The organism is Hyphomicrobium sp. GJ21, assembly GCF_001006785.1.
Taxonomy (GTDB): domain Bacteria; phylum Pseudomonadota; class Alphaproteobacteria; order Rhizobiales; family Hyphomicrobiaceae; genus Hyphomicrobium_B.
The window spans coordinates 389402-409313 of the sequence record NZ_CDHO01000002.1; the positions used below are offsets into that span (position 1 = coordinate 389402).

At 62.5% G+C, this 19912-nt stretch carries 18 protein-coding genes; all 18 read left to right on the top strand.

What is annotated here, in order from left to right; genetic code table 11:
- Window positions 1-10: 10 nt before the first annotated feature.
- The 18 genes from nuoN (at window position 11) to HYPGJ_RS04925 (ending at window position 19863) form a co-directional block, all read left to right on the top strand.
- Window positions 11-1471, top strand: a complete 1461-nt coding sequence (gene nuoN, locus HYPGJ_RS04840) for an NADH-quinone oxidoreductase subunit NuoN (protein WP_046846135.1) — start codon at window positions 11-13, stop codon at window positions 1469-1471.
- 4 nt (window positions 1472-1475) lie between these two features.
- Window positions 1476-2252: a biotin--[acetyl-CoA-carboxylase] ligase gene (locus tag HYPGJ_RS04845; RefSeq protein ID WP_046846136.1), complete on the top strand. Its 777-nt coding sequence runs from the start codon at window positions 1476-1478 to the stop codon at window positions 2250-2252.
- Complete coding sequence (locus HYPGJ_RS04850) at window positions 2249-3964, top strand: ribonuclease J (protein WP_046846137.1); 1716 nt, start codon at window positions 2249-2251, stop codon at window positions 3962-3964. Before HYPGJ_RS04845 ends, HYPGJ_RS04850 begins: the two co-directional genes overlap by 4 nt.
- 49 nt (window positions 3965-4013) lie before the next feature.
- On the top strand, window positions 4014-4418 hold the full coding sequence (mce, locus tag HYPGJ_RS04855) for a methylmalonyl-CoA epimerase (protein ID WP_013215886.1): 405 nt from the start codon (window positions 4014-4016) through the stop codon (window positions 4416-4418).
- A gap of 42 nt (window positions 4419-4460) precedes the next feature.
- Window positions 4461-4736, top strand: coding sequence for a DUF1467 family protein (locus HYPGJ_RS04860; protein WP_013215885.1), 276 nt, complete (start codon window positions 4461-4463; stop codon window positions 4734-4736).
- A gap of 169 nt (window positions 4737-4905) precedes the next feature.
- Window positions 4906-6438: a proline--tRNA ligase gene (gene proS, locus HYPGJ_RS04865; RefSeq protein ID WP_046846138.1), complete on the top strand. Its 1533-nt coding sequence runs from the start codon at window positions 4906-4908 to the stop codon at window positions 6436-6438.
- A gap of 103 nt (window positions 6439-6541) precedes the next feature.
- On the top strand, window positions 6542-7813 hold the full coding sequence (locus HYPGJ_RS04870; RefSeq protein WP_046846139.1) for a lipoprotein-releasing ABC transporter permease subunit: 1272 nt from the start codon (window positions 6542-6544) through the stop codon (window positions 7811-7813).
- A gap of 5 nt (window positions 7814-7818) precedes the next feature.
- Window positions 7819-8544 (top strand): ABC transporter ATP-binding protein, encoded by a 726-nt coding sequence (locus HYPGJ_RS04875; protein ID WP_046846140.1) that lies wholly within the window; start codon window positions 7819-7821, stop codon window positions 8542-8544.
- Between the two features lie 67 nt (window positions 8545-8611).
- Window positions 8612-12154, top strand: a complete 3543-nt coding sequence (gene dnaE / locus HYPGJ_RS04880; RefSeq protein WP_046846141.1) for a DNA polymerase III subunit alpha — start codon at window positions 8612-8614, stop codon at window positions 12152-12154.
- A 149-nt stretch (window positions 12155-12303) separates the two neighbouring features.
- A complete protein-coding gene (locus HYPGJ_RS04885; protein WP_046846142.1) occupies window positions 12304-12555 on the top strand; it encodes a hypothetical protein in 252 nt (83 codons plus the stop codon).
- Window positions 12556-12662: 107 nt separating this feature from the next.
- Window positions 12663-13028, top strand: coding sequence for a hypothetical protein (locus HYPGJ_RS04890; protein ID WP_046846143.1), 366 nt, complete (start codon window positions 12663-12665; stop codon window positions 13026-13028).
- A 387-nt stretch (window positions 13029-13415) separates the two neighbouring features.
- Window positions 13416-14405 carry a 30S ribosomal protein S2 gene (locus HYPGJ_RS04895; protein ID WP_046846144.1) on the top strand — a complete coding sequence of 330 codons (990 nt, stop codon included), beginning with the start codon at window positions 13416-13418 and terminating at the stop codon, window positions 14403-14405.
- Window positions 14406-14496: 91 nt separating this feature from the next.
- Entirely contained in the window at window positions 14497-15420 is a 924-nt protein-coding gene (gene tsf, locus HYPGJ_RS04900; protein WP_046846145.1) for a translation elongation factor Ts, read from the top strand.
- Window positions 15421-15507: 87 nt separating this feature from the next.
- Window positions 15508-16242 (top strand): UMP kinase, encoded by a 735-nt coding sequence (gene pyrH / locus HYPGJ_RS04905; protein ID WP_013215876.1) that lies wholly within the window; start codon window positions 15508-15510, stop codon window positions 16240-16242.
- Between the two features lie 83 nt (window positions 16243-16325).
- Window positions 16326-16889, top strand: a complete 564-nt coding sequence (gene frr / locus HYPGJ_RS04910) for a ribosome recycling factor (RefSeq protein ID WP_046846146.1) — start codon at window positions 16326-16328, stop codon at window positions 16887-16889.
- Between the two features lie 80 nt (window positions 16890-16969).
- A complete protein-coding gene (locus HYPGJ_RS04915; protein WP_046846715.1) occupies window positions 16970-17728 on the top strand; it encodes an isoprenyl transferase in 759 nt (252 codons plus the stop codon).
- A 9-nt stretch (window positions 17729-17737) separates the two neighbouring features.
- Window positions 17738-18613, top strand: a complete 876-nt coding sequence (locus HYPGJ_RS04920; protein WP_046846147.1) for a phosphatidate cytidylyltransferase — start codon at window positions 17738-17740, stop codon at window positions 18611-18613.
- A gap of 38 nt (window positions 18614-18651) precedes the next feature.
- A complete protein-coding gene (locus HYPGJ_RS04925) occupies window positions 18652-19863 on the top strand; it encodes a 1-deoxy-D-xylulose-5-phosphate reductoisomerase (protein WP_200185691.1) in 1212 nt (403 codons plus the stop codon).
- Window positions 19864-19912 lie beyond the last annotated feature (49 nt).

Genomic DNA, 19912 nt, shown 5'->3' on the forward strand with positions numbered 1-19912 from the left:
GAATTGACCGATGGACAGCGCGCTACTCAACATCATCTCGCCGGAGCTGATCCTGGCGCTCGGCGCCCTGGCGCTGCTGATGCTCGGCGTCTTCAGCCCTGAAGGCGAGAAGACCGGCCGTTTCATCGGCTGGCTTACCATCGGCGTGCTCGGCGCGGCGATCGTCGCGCTGTTTCAGCAGACCGGCGTTTCTCAGGCGTTTGAAGGCGCGTTCGTTTCGGATCCGCTGACGCGGTTCTTCAAAGTTATGATCCTGGTCGCCGCGATCGTGGCGCTCATTCTGACCTTCGACAGCTTTGCCCGCGCCAAGCTGCTTGTGTTCGAATATCCGGTGCTCGTTCTGCTCGCCGCGCTCGGCATGATGCTGATGGTGTCGGCGAACGATCTGATCACGCTCTATCTCGGCCTCGAACTGCAGAACCTTTCGCTCTACGTCATCACAGCATTCAAGCGCGACAACGTGCGATCGAGCGAGGCCGGTCTCAAGTATTTCGTGCTGAGCGCGCTTGCGTCGGGCCTCTTTCTTTATGGCGCTTCGCTACTGTACGGCGTTACCGGCGCGACCGGCTATGGCGCCATTGCGGCAGCGACGCAGCTTCCCGAAATGGCAACAAATATCGGCCTGACGTTCGGCCTCGTCTTCGTGCTCGTTGGACTTGCGTTCAAGATTTCGGCGGTGCCGTTCCACATGTGGACGCCGGACGTCTACCAGGGCGCGCCGACGCCGGTGACGGTGTTCCTCGCGAGCGCCGCCAAGGTCGCAGCTATCGCCATGGTCGTGCGCTTCACCCAGGCCGCCATGCCCGGCGTGCCGGGACAATGGCAGCAGATCATCATCTTCCTCTCGATTGCCTCGATGGCGCTCGGCGCCTTCGCCGCGATCGGCCAAACGAACATCAAGCGCCTCTTCGCGTATTCGGCGATCGGCCATATCGGGTTTGCGCTCGTCGGCCTCGCGGCGAACAACACCGAAGGCACGGCGGGCGTGCTGCTGTATCTCGCCATCTACGTCGCGATGACGCTCGGCGCCTTCGCCTGCGTGCTCGCGATGCGCCGCAAGGGCGAGAACGTCGAGAATATCTCCGATCTCGCAGGCCTCGCGAAAACGGACCTGACCTATGCGTCGATTCTTGGAATCCTGATGTTCTCGCTAGCCGGAATTCCGCCGCTCGCGGGCTTCTGGGCGAAGTGGTACGTCTTCCTGGCAGCGATCAAAGCGGGCCTTTATCCGCTGGCCGTCATCGGCGTCGTGACCAGCGTCGTCGGCGCATTCTACTATCTGCGCATCGTCAAGATCATGTTCTTCGACGACAGCGCTGAAGCCTTCCAGCCGCGCGAGGGAAAGATCTCCGCGGTGATGCTTCTCTCGGCGGCTTTCATCGTTCTGTTCGTCCTGCCGTTCATCGGCGGAACGCTCGTCGATGCGGCGACGGCGGCGGCTGCCGTGTTGACGCCGGCGCACGCACTGTAGCGCGATGACGGATGCTCAACCCGCACCGCGCATCCTGCATATCGACGAAACGCAATCGACCAACGCCGATGCCATGCGCCTCGCTCTCAAGGGCGAGGCGCTCCCGCTCTGGGTGATCGCCGGTCGGCAGACGGCGGGTCGCGGGCGCGCCGGTCGTTCGTGGGTCTCGCCGGAAGGAAACCTCTATACGAGCATTGCCTTCTGCTGCTCCGCGCCGATGGAAAAAGCGGGACAATTGTCACTCATCGCGGGAATCTCGCTTTTCGAGGCCATTCGCGCCTCGACGGACCTTGCGCGGGACGCCCCGCTTCGCCTCAAATGGCCGAACGACATTCTGATGGGGACCGCCAAGATGGGGGGCATTCTGGTCGAAAGCACCACTGCGCGCGGGAGCCCCGGTTTCCTCGCGGTCGTGGGCTTTGGCTTGAACCTCGCGTCGCATCCCGATGACCTCGGCCGCGCAGCGACCGCGCTCAGCCAGCACGCGCAAGCGCCAGCACCTGCAACTTTACTCGATGCTCTGGCCGGGCAGTTTCCGGAGTGGCTCGACCTCTGGAAGGACGGCGACGACTTCGCGGCCATCCGGCGCGCATGGATGGAACGGGCGGGTTCGATCGGAGAAGCAATTTCCGTCAATTCGATTGACGGACCAATTCGCGGGACATATCGCGGGCTTGCCGACAACGGGGCGTTGCTTGCAGAGGTCGGCGGCGAACTGCGAGAGATCAATCACGGCGACGTGGCGCTCGGCGGCGCGGACACGCCAAATGGGGATGCATGAGCGAGTACGACAGGTCATCGCAGCGATCGCATAAAGGCAAGTCCGACGAACTGGTGTTCATGGCGCTCGGCGGTCTCGGCGAGATCGGCATGAATACGTATCTCTACGGCTACGGTCCGCCGAATGCTCGTTCGTGGCTGATGGTCGATCTCGGCGTGACGTTCCCGCATGAATCGGAACCGGGCGCGGATGTCGTGCTGCCGGATCTGCGCTACATCGTGGCCGACCGAAAGAATCTCGTCGGGCTCGTTCTGACGCACGCACACGAGGACCACATCGGCGCCGTGCTCGATCTCTGGCCGTCGCTCGAATGTCCGATATTCGCGACGCCCTTCACCGCGGGCATGGTGAAGACCAAAGTCGGCGAGGCGGGAAGGTCGGCGGCGCTTCCGATCCGCACCATTCCGCTCGGCGGACGTTTCAAAGCCGGCGTTTTCGACATCGAGTTCGTCGGTCTGACGCACTCGATTCCCGAGCCGAACGGCATCGCGATCAGGACCCCTGCGGGGCTCGTGTTTCACACCGGCGACTGGAAGTTCGACCCGACGCCCGTCGTCGGCAAGCCGCACGATCCGGAAAAGCTGAAATCGCTCGGCGATGAAGGCGTGCTCGCCCTCGTCGGAGACTCGACGAACGCGATGCGCGACGGCCGCTCGGCCTCAGAAGCCGACGTTGCCCACACGCTGATGAAGATCATCGCAGACGCGCCGCGTTGCGTCGCCGTGACGTTGTTTGCGTCGAACGTCGCGCGTGTTGCGTCGATCGCGGAGGCGGCGCGCAAGTCCGGGCGCACGCTCGTCGTTGCAGGCCGCGCGCTTCACCGCATCATCGAAGTCGCGAAAGAGACCGGCTATTTGCCGGAGAGTTTCACATATCTCGATCAGCAGCGCTTTTCCGATCTGCCGCGCAACAAGACGCTCGTGCTGTGCACGGGTAGCCAGGGCGAAAGCCGAGCTGCCGTCGCGCGCATTGCCAGCGAGGAGCATCCCGATATCTCCCTCGACAAGGGCGATCTCGTGATCTTTTCCTCGCGCACCATTCCCGGCAACGAGAAAGCCGTCTCGAAAGTCCAGAACGCGCTGGCACGCATCGGCGTCGACCTGATCACCGATACGGACGCGCTCGTTCACGTCACGGGACATCCGCGACGCGAGGAATTGAAAGACATGTACGCCTGGCTGCGGCCGAAGCTGGCCGTGCCCATGCATGGCGAAGCCCGCCACTTGCGCGAGCACGCGAAGCTCGCGCGCGCCTGCGGCGTCAGCGAGACGTTCACGATCGTCGACGGCGAAATTCTGAAGCTCTGGCCGGGGCAGGCGGGCGTCATCGACGAAGCACCCGTCGGACGGCTTTATCGCGACGGAAATCTGATCGTTCCCGATGTCGAAGGGCCGGTGAAGGCGCGCCGCAAGCTGTCGTTCGTCGGCATCGCGGTCGTATCGCTGGTGCTGTCGCGCCGGGGCGATGTGCTCGGCGAGCCGGGGCTCGTTCTCGAAGGTATCCCGGCGGCCGATGCCGACGGCGACTCGATGCGGGAAGTCGTGTTCGACGCCATCGACGGGACGTTCCGGTCGATCCCGCCGAAGCGGCGCAGCGATCTCTCGATGGTGCAGGAGGCCGTTCAAAAGGCCGTTCGCGCCGCCATTAACGAAGCCTGGGGCAAGAAGCCGGTTGTCAAAGTGCTGCTCTCCGTGGTGGAAGCTAGGGGCTAGCCGCGCCTGACAGGTGCCGCCCGATATTCACCATTCTGGAGAACGACGCATGATCGGACGTTTGAACCATGTCGCCATCGCGGTCAAAGATCTCGAAAAGGCTGCATCGGTTTATAAAAACGCCCTTGGCGCCAAGGTCGGCCCGCCGCTGAAGCAACCCGAGCACGGCGTGACCGTTATCTTCATCGAGCTACCGAATACGAAAATCGAACTGCTCGAGCCGCTCGGCGAGAATTCACCGATTGCAAAATTCCTCGAGAAGGCGCCGGATGGCGGTATCCATCACGTGTGCTACGAGGTCGAGGACATCACGGCCGCCCGCGATCAGCTGAAGTCGCAAGGCGCGCGCGTTCTCGGCGACGGCAATCCGAAGATCGGCGCGCATGGGAAGCCCGTGCTGTTCCTGCACCCCAAGGATTTCTGCGGCACGCTCGTCGAGCTTGAGCAGGTTTAAGACTGAGCCGCCGAAAGGCGAAAGGCAGGCAAGGGCCGACTGATGCGAACGTCGATCGCGATAGCCATCTTTTTCTGCCTCTGGTTCATTACGCTCTTTGGCGTTCTTCCGTTCTTCGCCAAGACGCAGGACGAGGCGGGAGAGGTCGTGCCCGGCACGCCTGAAAGCGCCCCGTCCCGCATCAACATCTGGAAGCTGTTTCTGGTGAATACGCTGGTGGCGATCGTCGCGTTCGCGGTCGTCTACGTGGTCATCGCCAACTTCGATGCGATCGCGGGCTTTTTCGGCGTGGTGCTGGGACGCGAGCCCGCTAACTGATCCGCTGTCGAAGTGTCGGGCACGATCCGCAATCTCGAATTGCTGGACCGAGGCCGCGCACGCGTTCCTTGCCTTCGCATTGCCAGAAGCGGCGCAATCCGCTATCGCCGATGACCGATACGGGCCGGGCACGACACCCGGCTGAGCCCCAAAAAAGCGAGCCTATTGAATGAGCAAGCGTGCCCTGTCCGTCAGCCGTGAAGAGAACTTCCCCGACTGGTATCAGGCGATCGTCCGCGACGGCGACATGGCCGAGACGAGCCCGGTGCGCGGCTGCATGACCATCAAGCCGTGGGGCTGGGGCGTGTGGGAGCGCCTGCAGGCCGAGCTCGATGCGCGCATCAAGGATACCGGACACGACAATTGCTACTTCCCGCTGTTCATTCCGATGAGCTTCATCGCCAAGGAAGCCGAGCACGTCGAAGGCTTCGCCAAGGAAATGGCGGTGGTCACGCACCACCGGCTGAAGAACGAGGGCGGCAAGCTCGTCGTCGATCCCGATGCGAAACTCGAAGAACCGCTGATCGTTCGTCCGACATCCGAGACGATTATCGGCGACGCGTTTCAGCGCTGGATCAAAAGCTATCGCGACCTGCCGCTGCTCGTGAACCAGTGGGCGAACGTGGTGCGCTGGGAAATGCGCACGCGTCTTTTCCTGCGCACGGCGGAATTCCTCTGGCAGGAAGGCCATACCGCGCACGCGGACAAGGACGACGCCGTCGCCGAAACGCTGAAGATGCTCGAAGTCTATCGCACGTTCGCCGAGGATGTCCTCGCGATGCCGGTGATCGCGGGCGAAAAGCCGGCGAACGAGCGCTTCCCCGGCGCCGACAACACCTATTCGATCGAAGCGATGATGCAGGACGGCAAGGCGCTGCAGGCCGGCACCTCGCATTATCTCGGAACGCATTTTGCGGAAGCGCAGAACATTCAGTTCCAGAACGCCGACGGCAAGCTCACCTATTGCCATACGACGAGCTGGGGCGTTTCGACCCGTCTCATCGGCGGCGTGATCATGACCCACGGCGACGACGATGGCCTGCGTTTGCCGCCCGCGATCGCGCCGCGCCAGATCGTCATCGTACCGATGCTGCGCGAGAAGCCGGAAGACGCCGCACTCATCGAATATTGCGCGGCTCTCGAAAAGGATTTGAAGGCCGCCGGCATTCGCACGCTTGTCGATGCGAAGGCGGTGAAGTCCGCCGAGAAGCGCTGGAACTGGGTGCGCCGCGGCGCGCCCGTCATCGTCGAAATCGGCGGCCGCGACGCGAGCGGCGGCAACGTCACGTTCATGCGCCGCGACAAGCTGCGCGACGGCGACAAGGTCATCTCGCAGACCCTTCCGCGCGCCGAATTCGTCAGTCAGGCTCCGGCGCTGCTGAAGGAAATCCAGCAGGCGCTCTATGCCGAAGCCAAGGCACGGCTCGACGGCAACATCATCACGAACCTCAATTCGTTCGAAGATCTGGCCGCGTATTTCGGGCCGGCGGAGGGCGACGACGAAGGTGGCGCCTTCAAGGGCTGGGCGCGCGTTCCCTGGTCGCGGCCCGAGGGCAATAGCCTGGACGCGATCGCGGATCGCCTGAAAGCCTTGAAATTGACCATCCGGAACGCCCCGCTCGGGCAGGAACAAGCGGTGGGCAAGTGTCTTTTCACGGGAGAACCCGCGAAGGAGTATGTCTTAATCGCCCGAGCCTATTAAAAACCCTTAGGGAATCGCGCAGCCGCAACTCACCCCATGCCTTAACTCAGACACATGGGGGTGCGATGCGGCGCGCTTCACGGGGAAGACGGAGCGAGGGGCAATGACGACGGCCGTCCGGGACACCAAGCCCTTTTCGTCGTTCGAATGGATGATCGCCGGACGCTATTTGCGCGCTCGCCGCAAGGAAGGCTTCATCTCGGTCATCGCCGGATTCTCGTTTCTCGGCATCATGCTGGGCGTCGCGACGCTCATTATCGTCATGGCCGTGATGAACGGCTTCCGCCACGACCTGTTCTCCAAAATCATGGGCCTCAACGGCCACGTGATCGTGCAGAAGCTCGGTGAGCGCTTCGACGATTACGAGCAGATGGCGGACAAGATCGCCCGCGTGCCCGGCGTGCAAGTCGCGATGCCGGTCATCGAAGGCCAGGTGATGGTATCGTCGAGCTCGCAGGCCTTGGGCGGGCTCGTTCGCGGCGTGCGCGAAAGCGATCTCAAAGCTCTGAAACTCGTTTCAGGGAATATCCGCGCAGGAACGCTCGACGGCTTCGACGCGCAAACCGGAATCGCGATCGGCGTGCGACTGGCGAACCAGCTGCACGTCGGCCTCGGCGACAGCATCACGCTCGTCTCGCCACGCGGAGCGGCAACGCCGTTCGGAACCGCTCCGAGATCGAAGCCCTATCAGATCACGTCGATCTTCGAACTCGGTATGAGCGAATACGATCGCATGATGATCTTCATGCCGCTCAAGGAAGCGCAGAAATATTTCTCGAAGGGCGGCGAGGTCGACGTCGTCGAGGTCATCGTCAACGATCCTGAAAACGTCGATAAATTCCGCACCGATATTCTGCAGGCAGGGGGCCCGTCGATCGCCGTCGCCGACTGGCGGCAGCGTAACGAGACGTTCTTCAACGTGCTCTCGGTCGAGCGCAACGTGATGTTCATCATCCTGTCGCTGATCGTGCTGGTCGCGGCGCTGAACATCATCTCCGGCCTGATGATGCTGGTGAAGGACAAAGGCCGCGACATCGCCATTCTGCGCACGATGGGGGCCACGAAAGGCGCAGTGATGCGCGTCTTCCTCATCACCGGAGCCTCGATCGGTATTGTCGGCACACTGGCGGGGCTGCTGCTCGGCGTCGTCTTTTGCTGGAACATCGACAGCATCAAGAATTTCGCGTCTTGGGTGACAGGCACGACGGTCTTCGATCCGAGCGTCTACTACCTGACGAAGCTGCCCGCCGACATCGATGTGCACGAGACCGGCGGCATCGTCATCATGGCGCTCGTCCTTTCGGTCATTGCAACGCTCTATCCGTCGTGGCGGGCTTCAAGGCTCGACCCCGTCGAAGCGCTGCGGTACGAGTGACGCTCATGGAGACATCGCCAGCAGGTACGACTTTTTCGCCGATCTTGCAGCTCGAGGGCGTGACGCGATCGTTCCGCCAGGGTGAGCGCGAGATCGTGGTCCTGAAGGGTGTCGACGCCGTGCTGTGGCCGGGCCAGGCCGTCGCCCTCGTCGGACCGTCTGGCGCAGGCAAGTCGACGCTGCTGCACATCACAGGGCTGCTCGAATCTCCGACGAGCGGCCGCGTCCTCCTGAACGGCCGTGACTGTGCGACGCTTTCGGAAGGCGAACGCACGCGGCTCCGGCGCAAGGAAATCGGTTTCGTCTATCAGTTCCATCAGTTGCTGCCGGAATTCTCGGCGCTTGAAAACGTCGTGCTGCCGCAGCTCATTCTTGGTCGCGCCCGCAAGGCTGCCGAAGCCCGCGCATTGGCCCTGCTCAGCGGCCTCGGCCTCGGCGAGCGCGCCAACCATCGCCCGGCGGAGCTTTCCGGCGGCGAGCAGCAGCGCGCTGCGATTTGCCGAGGACTGGCGAATTCGCCCAAGCTCTTGCTGGCCGACGAGCCGACCGGCAACCTCGATCCTCACACGTCCGAATACGTGTTCCGCGAGCTGATCGACCTCATTCGCCATCAGGGCGTCGCGGCGCTGATCGCGACCCACAACCTCGAATTGGCGCGGCGCATGGACCGCGTTCTGCAGATGCACGAAGGGCGGCTCGTCGAGCTGGCTCCGGCAAGCGTCGGACGTTGAACGCGCTGCCTTTTCCGGCTGTGGATGGCGTTCTGACGAAAACGGCTATGATGCCGTAGTCTAAAGCATGGAACAGATTCGGCCCGCCAAAGCTCCGCAGTTCGTGCATCTCAAGGTGCATTCGGCATACTCGCTGCTCGAAGGCGCGCTGCCGATCACCAAGCTCGCCAAGCTCGCCGAAGCGATGCAGCTTCCGGCGCTCGGCCTCACCGACAGCAACAACTTTTTCGGCGCGCTGGAATTTTCCGACAAGCTTTGGGGCGCGGGCGTGCAGCCGATCGCCGGCGGCTCGCTTGATGTCGACTTCGGCGACAACCGCGACGCGCAGCCGTCGGCGTTGCGATCGCTGAGCAACGAACCGCGCAGCAAACCTGCGGGCAAGATCGCGCTGCTCGCGATGACGGCGGACGGCTTCGCCAATCTGATGCGGCTGTCGAAGGCGCTCTATTTTGAAGCCGCAGCCGACGAGCCCGCGCACGTCAAGATCGCGCGCATCGAAGAGTTTTCGGAAGGCATCATCGCGCTGACCGGCGGACCGCAAGGCCCGATCGATTCAGCCCTCCGCGACGGCCAGCACGATCTCGCCCTCGAGCGCATCAAAACGCTCGAGAAGATTTTCGGTGATCGGTTGTACGTCGAGGTGCAGCGCCACGGCCTGCCCGAGGAAGCCGACGTCGAGCCCGATCTTCTCGAACTCGCCTACGCACGGCGCATTCCGATCGTCGCGACGAACGAATGCTATTTCGCGCAACGGAGTGACTACGAGGCACACGACGTTCTGCTGTGCATCGCCGACGGCCGCTACGTCGTCGAAGACAACCGCCGTCGCGCCAGTCCCGAGCATTATCTCAAGACCGAAGCTGAAATGGTATCGCTGTTCGCGGACCTGCCCGAGGCACTCGCCAACACGGTCGAGATCGCGATGCGCTGCACGGCGCGGCCAGAGGGCCGCAAGCCGATCCTGCCGCGCTTCGTCAAAGCCGACGACAGTTTGAGCGAGATTGAAAACTTCCGGCTCGAAGCAGCCGAACTCAAAGCGCAGGCCAAGGACGGTCTCGCGCGGCGCTTGGCGGCGCACGGGCCCGCGGCGGGATTTACGGTCGAGGACTACGAGAAGCGGCTCGTCTACGAAATCGACGTCATCACACAGATGAAGTTTCCGGGCTACTTCCTGATCGTGGCCGACTTCATCAAGTGGTCGAAAGCCAACGGCGTTCCGGTCGGGCCGGGCCGCGGATCGGGTGCGGGTTCGCTCGTCGCGTACGCGCTGACGATCACCGATCTCGATCCTTTGCAATTCGGGCTGCTGTTCGAGCGCTTCCTCAATCCCGAACGTATTTCGATGCCGGACTTCGACGTCGATTTCTGCCAGGAAAAACGCGATCGCGTCATCGACTATGTGCAGAAAAAATACGGCGACGATCGCGTCGCGCAGATCATCACGCACGGAAAGCTGCAGGCGCGCGCCGTGCTGCGCGACGTCGGCCGCGTGCTGCAGATGCCATACGGTCAGGTCGACCGGCTGTGCAAACTCGTGCCGAACAATCCGGCTAATCCAGTCACGCTGGCGCAAGCGATCGAGGGTGAGCCGAAGCTGCAGGAAGAGCGCGACCGTGAACCGATCGTCGCGCGCCTTCTCGAAATCGCGCAGAAGCTCGAAGGCCTTTATCGTCACGCATCGACGCACGCCGCCGGCATGGTGATCGGCGACAGGCCGCTCGAAGAACTGGTGCCGCTTTATCGCGATCCGAAATCGCATTTTCCCATCACGCAATACAACTGGAAGATGGTCGAGGCGGCGGGCCTCGTGAAGTTCGACTTCCTCGGTCTCAAAACGCTGACCGTGCTCGAAAAGGCCGTCAAGCTGATCAGCCAGGTGCGGGGCGTCACCGTCGATCTGCCAAGCCTGCCGCTCGACGACAAGCCGACCTACGACATGCTGGCGAAGGCCGATACGGCTGGCGTCTTCCAGCTTGAAAGTACCGGCATGCGCGAAAGCTTGAAGCGGCTGAAGCCCGACCGCTTCGAAGACATCATCGCCATGGTCGCGCTCTACCGGCCGGGTCCGATGGACAACATTCCGACCTACATCAACCGCAAGCACGGCGAGGAGCCCGTCGATTACCTGCATCCGATGCTCGAAGGCATTCTGAAGGAAACCTACGGCGTCATCATCTACCAGGAGCAGGTCATTCAGATCGCGCAGGTGATGGGCGGCTACACGCTCGGACAGGCCGACATGCTTCGCCGCGCGATGGGTAAAAAAGACAAAGCCGAAATGGCGAAGCAGCAGGCGCGCTTCGTCGAGGGCGCCGTCGCTAAAGGCGTGAAGAAAGAAGAAGCGAAGTACATCTTCGAACTCGTCGATAAGTTCGCCGGATACGGCTTCAACAAATCGCACGCGGCGGCCTATGCGCTCGTCAGCTATCACACGGCCTATTTGAAGGCGAACTTCCGCGAGGAATTCTTTGCAGCGTCCATGACGCTCGATATGGGCAACACGGACAAACTCGCGATGTTTGCGTCAGAGGCGCGCAAATCGGGAATTCGCATGCTGCCGCCGTGCGTCAATCAATCGGCCGTCGATTTCGGCGTCGAACCGGCGGCGGAAGGCGCGAAGCACGGCGCTATCCGCTATTCACTGGCCGCGCTGAAGAACATCGGCGCCGGCGCCGTCGAAACGATCGTCAACGAACGCAACGAGAAGGGCGCATTCAAATCGCTCGCCGATTTTGCCGAACGCGTCGATGCAAAAGCGCTCAACAAGCGCGCCATCGAAACACTGGCAAAAGGCGGCGCGTTCGATGCGTTCAATAACGATCGCGCGCGCGTCGCAGCGAACGCCGATACGATCCTCGCGTCGGCACAGCGGCGCACGGCGAACGAAGCGCAGGGCATGACCGATCTCTTCGGCTCTGGCGGCAAGGCAGCGGAACTCGTGTTGCGTTCGGCGGAAGGCTGGACGCCGATGGAACGCTTGGCCGCCGAATTCGAGGCCATCGGATTCTATCTCTCGGGCCATCCGCTCGATCAATACGATCATGTGCTGTCAAAGCTCGGCGTCAGAAAATTCACCGAATTCGAAACGCTGACCGAGCGCGGCGCGACGGCTGGGCGTTTGGCAGGCGTCGTCATCGCAGCGCGCGAACGGCGCTCGCAGAAGGGCAACAAGTTCGCCTTCGCATCGTTCTCCGATGCGACGGGTCAGTTCGAAGCCGTGATCTTTTCCGACACGCTCGCAGTTTGCCGCGAACTCCTCGAGCCCGGAACGCCGGTCATCGTTTCGGTCGAAGCCGAGCGCGATGGCGACACGCTGAAAATGCGCGTGCAATCGATCGAAGCGCTCGATAAGGCGGCCGCGGGCGTTGCACGCAATCTGCGCGTCGTTCTCGATCAGCGCGAATGCGCGGGAGCCAACGGCGCACGTCTCGCCGAAATCAGCAGCCGCCTGAAGCCGACGCATCGCGGCGGCGAAGTGCGCATCGTGCTTCCGCTGTTGGATCGCGGTTGCGAAGTGGATTTGATTCTACCTGGACGCTACGACGTTTCGCCGTTGGAGGCCGGTCGCATCGCGGCGCTGCCGATCGTGGTGGAAGTCGTCGAGGCGTAAAGTCGGCGTCCGAACTTCTGGTTGCGCGCACGCGCGCGGCGCACCTTGCTCCACCGAATTATCTTATCAGCGACGACGGCTTTTTCCCCGCTCACGCGTTAAGGGTCCGGACGTGCCGAGACGCGTCATATGCTAGATAGGAGCCTACGATGAAAAAGAGTCTGATCGCAGCTGCGGCCTTCGCCGCTCTGACGCTCGGCGGCGCAAGCATGGCGAGCGCCGGTGTTGCCAGTTCCGGCCTAAATGGCATCAGCACGCACAACAGCAGCTCGGCTGCTGAGCACGTCGACTACCGTCGCCACGGTCACTACAAAAAGCGCACCTACAAGCGCAACTGGTGGCACAAGAAGAAGTGGGTCTGCCGCTATCGTCACGGCCACCGCAATTGCTTCTGGCGCTAAGCCAGTCTGTTTCTCAGGAGAAGGCTGTCTGCAAGACGCAGCCTTCTTCTGACATAGTTTGGGCGCAAGGGTCGCCCGCGCCAGCCCAGCCGAAACGAGGGAACATCATGTCAAAACTCTATGCTGCCGTTATCGCCGCTCTGCTGATCGTTCCTGCCGCTCATGCGCAGGAAGCGAAAAACGCGCCCGCGCCCGCCAAAATGAGTGCTGCGGACATCAAGTCGACACTGGATGCGGCGGCGGCCGACCCGGCGAAAGTCAAAGCCTACTGCGCCATGTCGAAAAAAATGGACGAAGTCGGTGACGACCAGAAGAAGGCCGAAGCCGCCGGCGATGAGATCGACGGGTATTTCAAAGTGCTCGGCGACGATTTCGAGAATGCATGGGATGCCGGTCAGGACGCAGCCGACGAAACGCCGGAAGCCAAAGCCATGGACGAAGGCATGACGGCTCTCGACGCGAAGTGTAAGTAATCGCGAGCGTCATTTTCCTGGACGAAAAATTTAAGTCCAGTCGATCGCCGTGCCGTCTGATCGGCGATCGCAATCCCAATACAACGGTACGCGGCCGCCTGAGCGCTTGAACTCTGCGGATAGCGTGCCGTTTTTCTTTTGCCTAGCGTCCGAGCAGTGCGTTATAGGCAACTCGGAGCGTGCCGAATGCCGCGCTTTCAAGCGGCACGCGTGGGTTGCGCTTCCGGACAAACCCCCGTATACAGCCGCCATCTCACACGCGAGACCATGCGCCATGCGGATGAAAAGCCCCGCGTCGCGCTCCGGTGGAGAAACGTAAGCCCCTGAAAAGGCTTGCTGATCTCTTCTCAGTCTTGCGGAGGTCTAACCGGAAAAGGATCCTATTCGATGGCACTTCCTGCCTTCAATATGCGTCAGCTTTTGGAAGCTGGCGTTCACTTCGGCCACCAGGCTCACCGCTGGAACCCCAAGATGGCGCCGTTCATCTATGGGTCGCGCAACAAAATCCACATTCTCGACCTGACGCAGACGGTGCCGATGTTACACCAGGCGCTGCTCAAGGTTTCCGATACCGTCGCCGGTGGCGGTCGCGTTCTGTTCGTCGCGACGAAGCGTCAGGCATCCGACGGCATTGCCGAAGCTGCGAAGCGCAGCGCGCAGTACTTCATCAACCACCGCTGGCTCGGCGGCACGCTGACCAACTGGAAGACGGTTTCGCAGTCGATCCGTCGCCTGCGTCAGCTGGACGACATTCTTGCCGACCCGCAGGGCCGCACCAAGAAGGAAGTGCTGAACCTGACGCGTGAGCGCGACAAGCTCAACCAGTCGCTCGGCGGCATCAAGGACATGGGTGGCACGCCCGATCTCCTCGTCGTCATCGATACCAACAAGGAATCGATCGCGATCCAGGAAGCACGCAAGCTCAACATCCCGATCGTTGCGATCGTCGATACGAACTGCGATCCCGACGGCATCGACTATCCGGTTCCGGGCAACGACGACGCTGGCCGCGCGATCACGCTCTATTGCGATCTGATGGCGCGCGCCGCCCTCGACGGCATCGAGCGCGCTCAGGGCTCCTCCGGGATCGATATCGGTGCGTCCGAAGCCCCGCCTGCCGAGGATCTGCCGAAGGTCACGTTCAAGGGCATCGAAGCGCCGCGCGGCGAAGCCGACGATCTCAAGCGCATCACCGGCATCACGCCGAAGCTCGAGCAGCGCCTCAACGACGCTGGCGTCTACCACTTCTGGCAGCTCGCCGACCTCGACGCCGATTATTCGGCGGCGCTCGACCGGCAGCTGAAGCTCAAGGGTCAGGTCGTCAAAGAAGATTGGGTTGCGCAGGCTAAGAAGCTCGTGGAAGCAGCCTCCGTATAAGGGCGCGGATTTCGCGCCCTCACACGGGTTGAACTTGTGAATCAGGACAACAGAGGCGCCTTTTGGCGCCTCGAACCTAATGGGTGACAGGATGACGACGATCACCGCAGCAGATGTGAAGAAGCTGCGCGACATGACCGGCGCAGGCATGATGGATTGCAAGACGGCGCTGACCGAAACCGGCGGCGATATCGAAGCCGCCGTCGACTGGCTGCGCAAGAAGGGTCTTTCGAAAGCCGCGAAGAAGTCGGGACGCATCGCCGCCGACGGTCTCATCGGCATCGTTGCGAAGGGCCGCGAAGGCGCCGTCGTCGAGGTCAACTCGGAAACCGACTTCGTTGCGCGCAACGAGCAGTTCCAGACCATCGTCCGTGACATCGCTTCGCTCGCGCCCGCCGCGAAGGGCGATCTCAAGACGCTGCTGGCTGCGACCTATCCGGGCTCGAAGAACACCGTCGAAGTCCAGCTGCAGGAAGCCGTTGCGACGATCGGCGAGAACATGACGCTGCGCCGCACGTCCGCGATCGCCGTCAAGGAAGGCGTCGTCGCCGACTACGTTCACAGCCGCGTCGCCGACGGCCTCGGCAAGATCGGCGTGCTGGTCGCGCTCGAAAGCGCTGGCGACGAGCCGACGCTGTTTGAGATCGGACGCCAGCTCGCGATGCACGTCGCGGCAGCGAGCCCGCTGGCTCTCGACATCGCCTCCGTTCCCGCCGACGTGATCGAGCGCGAAAAGGCGATCCTGGCCGAGAAGAACCAGGGCAAGAAGCCTGAGATGCTCGAGAAGATCGTCGCCGGCGGCATCAAAGCCTTCGCCAAGGAGAACTGCCTGCTCGAGCAGCAGTACATCCACGACACGACAAAGACGGTCGCTCAGGCCGTGAAGGAAGCCGAAAGCCGCGCCGGCGCACCGATCAAGGTTGCGGGCTACATCCGCTACGCGCTGGGCGAAGGCATCGACAAGAAGGAAGAGGACTTCGGCGAGGAAGTCCGCAAGCTCGCGAGCGGCGGCTAGGCGGAATCGCGTTCGCGCGTTAGGTATCAACCGGCCGAGCCACGCGTTCGGCCGGTTTTTTATGCAGATCGACGGGAGTAGGTGGCGATGGCGGCGCGCGGATCTGATCTCAAATACAAGCGGCTGCTGCTGAAGCTTTCCGGCGAAGCCCTGATGGGCAAGCAGCCCTACGGCATCGATATGTCGGTCGCCGACCGGCTGGCTGGCGACATCGCCGAGGCGACGGCAGCCGGAGCCCAGATCGCGGTTGTCATCGGTGGCGGCAATATCTTTCGCGGCCTTTCAGGCGCCGCGAAAGGCATGGACCGCGCGACGGCCGATTACATGGGCATGCTCGCGACCGTTATGAACGCGCTGGCGTTCCAGAACGCGCTCGATCACAAGGGCGTCCCCGCGCGCGTTCTCTCGGCTATTCCGATGCCGACGGTCTGCGAAAGCTACGTTCGCCCGAAATCGCTGAGCTATCTCGCGAAATCTCAGGTCGTGCTGTTCGCTGCGGGCACCGGCAATCCGTTCTTCACGACCGACACGGCTGCCGTCCTGCGCGCCATTGAAATGAATTGTGACGCTGTTCTGAAGGCGACGCAGGTTGATGGCGTCTACTCGGCCGATCCGAAGAAACATCCGGACGCCAAGCGCTACGACCGCCTGAGCTATGCTGAAGTTTTAGCTAACGATCTCAAAGTGATGGATGGAGCGGCCATTGCTCTTGCCCGAGACAACCGACTTCCGCTAATTGTGGTTTCCATCGACGAACCAGGAAACCTCTTGAAAGTGCTGCGCGGCGAAGCGCGTCAGACGATCATCGAGACTACCGGTTGAAATCCGCGGCAGCGTTTTCGCCCTGCGCCGCGTGCCATCGCGGCTGCGATGGCGGCGCACCGTGTCCGTTGGGAGGATAACGCATGTCTTTGATTGCACACGATATCAACGAAGTCGAAAAGCGCATGCGCGCATCGCTCGACGCTCTGAAGCGGGAATTTTCCGGACTGCGGACCGGACGCGCCAGCGCCAACCTGCTCGATCCCGTCCACGTCATGGTCTACGGGGCCAGAATGCCGCTCAATCAGGTCGCGACCGTTTCCGTGCCGGAGCCGCGCATGATCTCGGTCCAGGTCTGGGATCGCAGCAACGTGACAGCGGTCGACAAGGGCATCCGCGAGGCCAACCTCGGGCTCAACCCGATCATGGACGGGCAGATCCTGCGCCTGCCGATTCCGTCCCTGACCGCCGATCGCCGCCAGGAACTCGTCAAGCTCGCTCACAAATATGCCGAGCAATCGAAAGTTGCGGTTCGTAACGTCCGTCGCGAAGCCATGGATCTTTTGAAAAAGCTCGAAAAAGACGGCAAGATGAGTCAGGACGATCATCGCGGCCATTCCGAGAAGGTCCAGGAGCTGACAGACCGGATCATCAAGGAGGTCGACTCGACGCTCGTCACGAAAGAGGCTGAAATCCAGAAAGTATAGGCGGTCGGGGCGAGGGAGCCTCAGAGCTCATCGATCTTTTTGTGCGCCGTCCGGCGCTTCATTACAGAGGCCAGGCCAGAGTGGCGCCAGCAGCTAAGCTCTCCGATGATCAGACGCGTGCTCTCGCGCCGCCGCGGCATGTCGCGATCATCATGGACGGCAACGGGCGCTGGGCGAAGGAGCGGGGGCTTCCGCGCACGCTCGGCCATCGCCAGGGTGTCGAGGCCGTCCGGCGTGCCGTGCGCACGGCGATCGAACTCAACATCACGTATCTGACGATCTTCAGCTTTTCGTCGGAAAACTGGAAGCGCCCGGCCGATGAGGTCGACGACCTGATGGGGCTGATGAAACGCTTCATCCGGCGCGACCTCGTGGAACTGCACGAGGCCGGCGTCTGCATCCGCGTCATCGGCCAGAGGCAGCATGTCGACAGCGAATTGACGAAGCTGATCGACGATGCCGTCGCGCTGACGAAGGGCAATGATCGCCTGACCCTCGTGATCGCGTTTAACTACGGTTCGCGGAGCGAGATCGCGGGCGCCGCGCGCAAGCTCGCCGCCGAGGTCGCCGCAGGTACGCTCGATCCGTCGGCCATTACGGTTGAACGCATGGCCAATGCGCTCGACACGTCCGGCATTCCCGATCCCGATCTTCTGATCCGGACGTCCGGCGAAATGCGGCTGTCGAATTTTCTGCTGTGGCAGACGGCCTATTCCGAGTTCGTTTTTCTCGACTGCTATTGGCCCGATTTCGACAAGGCCGCGTTCGAGGGCGCGATCCACGAATTCTGGTCCCGCGAGCGCCGCTTTGGCGGCTTGACGCAACGCTCGACCGCGTGAGGCTTTCCAATGGCCGCCGGCAAGCCTGACGACAACTCGCGCTCGCTTCTGGACAGAGTCGCCTCTCTGCCGCCGGAGCTTTCGAAACGCATCGTCTCCGGGATTGTCATCGGCGCCATAGCGCTCGTGATGACGTATTGGAGCCCGTCGCTCTTCACGATCCTGATGCTCGTCATCGCAGCCGCGATGAGCTGGGAATGGGGCCGGATGGTGCGCGGAGCGACGCTGACCGACCCGGCGATGATCGTGCACGTTTTTGCGGTGCTTCTCGCGGTTCTGCTGAGCGCATCCGACATGGCGGGTCTCGCCATCGCATCGACCGTTATCGGAGCAATCGCGGTGGGCGCATTGACGTTCGGCGTCGGCAATGCGCAGCTCTCCGGCGCGGGCGTTCTCTATACCGGCTTGCCCGTCGTCGCGCTGGGCTGGATCAGAGGCGACGAGCCGCTCGGATTTTCCGCGACGCTGTTCGTGCTCCTGAGCGTGATCGTGACGGATATCGGCGCCTATGCGAGCGGCCGGACCATCGGCGGGCCGAAGCTTTGGCCTTCGGTATCGCCCAACAAAACGTGGTCGGGCCTCATTGGCGGCGTGCTTGCGGCCTCGCTCGCGGGCGGGCTATTTGCGTGGGTGTCCGGCACGGGATCGGCGTCATGGCTCGCGAGCCTTGGGCTCGTTCTCGGGCTCGTCGCACAGGGCGGTGATTTGGCGGAATCGGCTTTGAAACGCCATTTTGGCGTGAAAGACAGCAGCAATCTGATTCCTGGCCACGGCGGTGTCATGGACCGCATGGATGGTATCGTCACTGCCAGCGTCATTGCTGCCATCGTCGCATTCGCGATCGATGCCTATGCGCCCGCGCGGGCCCTTCTTTATGGATCGTGATGCACATGGCAGTAACGGCAAGCGTTCCGAACAGAGATATGAAAGCGGCGGCGCCGGTGGAATTCGAGTGGCCGCACGCATCGCGGCCCTGCCGCCTGACGGTCCTCGGCGCGACCGGTTCGGTCGGCACCAGCACGCTCGATCTCGTCGCCCGTGCGCCCGAGCGCTTTGAAGTCGTCGCGCTGACGGCGCAGTCGAACGCGGCGGCGTTGGCGGCTCTCGCGCGCCAGCATCGCGCCAAGCTCGCGGTCATCGGTGACGAGAAATGCCTGCCTCAGCTTCGTGACGCACTGGCGGGAACTGGCATCCGCACGGCTGGCGGCGCCGACGCGCTTGTCGAAGCCGCACTGATGCCGGCCGATTGCGTCATGGCAGCGATTGTCGGCGCGGCAGGCTTGCGCCCGACGTTCGCAGCGGCCTCCTGCGGAAAACGCGTCGCGCTTGCCAACAAGGAATGTCTCGTCTCGGCAGGGCACGTCTTCACCGCCGAGATCAAACGCAGCGGCGCCGAGCTTCTCCCCGTCGACAGCGAACATTCCGCCGCCTTCCAGGCGTTGACCGGCGCAGAGCCCGGATCGATCGAAAAGATCGTGCTGACCGCGTCAGGCGGCCCCTTCCGCACGTGGACGCGTGAAGCTCTGGAAAACGCGACGCCGGAGCAGGCACTCAAGCATCCGAACTGGTCGATGGGCGCCAAGATCACGATCGACAGCGCCACCCTCATGAACAAGGGCCTCGAGCTGATCGAGGCGTTTCATCTCTTTCCGGTGCCCGTCGATGCGCTCGATTGCGTCGTGCATCCGCAGTCGGTCATCCATTGCCTCGTCAGCTATGTCGACGGATCGGTGCTGGCGCAGCTGGCGGCGCCGGACATGCGCACGCCCATCGCCGTGGCGCTGGCATGGCCCGGACGAATGTCCGCGCCGACCGAGCGCCTGGACCTCGCGCGGCTTGGTTCGCTGACGTTCGAAGCCCCCGACGAGACGCGCTTTCCGGCGCTTCGGGTGGCGCGCGCTGCGCTCCGGCGCGGCGACACCGCGCCCGCAGTTCTCAACGCCGCGAACGAAATCGGCGTCCAGGCATTTCTCAATCGGAGAATCAAATTCCTGGAGATCGCGAAGCTCGTCGAAGAGACGCTGGATGCGGCCGAACGGCAGGGCGCCATTTCGGCGGCGCAGTGTCTCGATGATATTCTTTCAATCGATGAACGGGCGCGCCGACTGGCAGAAGACGCCCTCAATCGCTATTAAACACGTAAAGTTGGCTGACTGCGCGCCGCGATTCGATTCCTGCGGCACC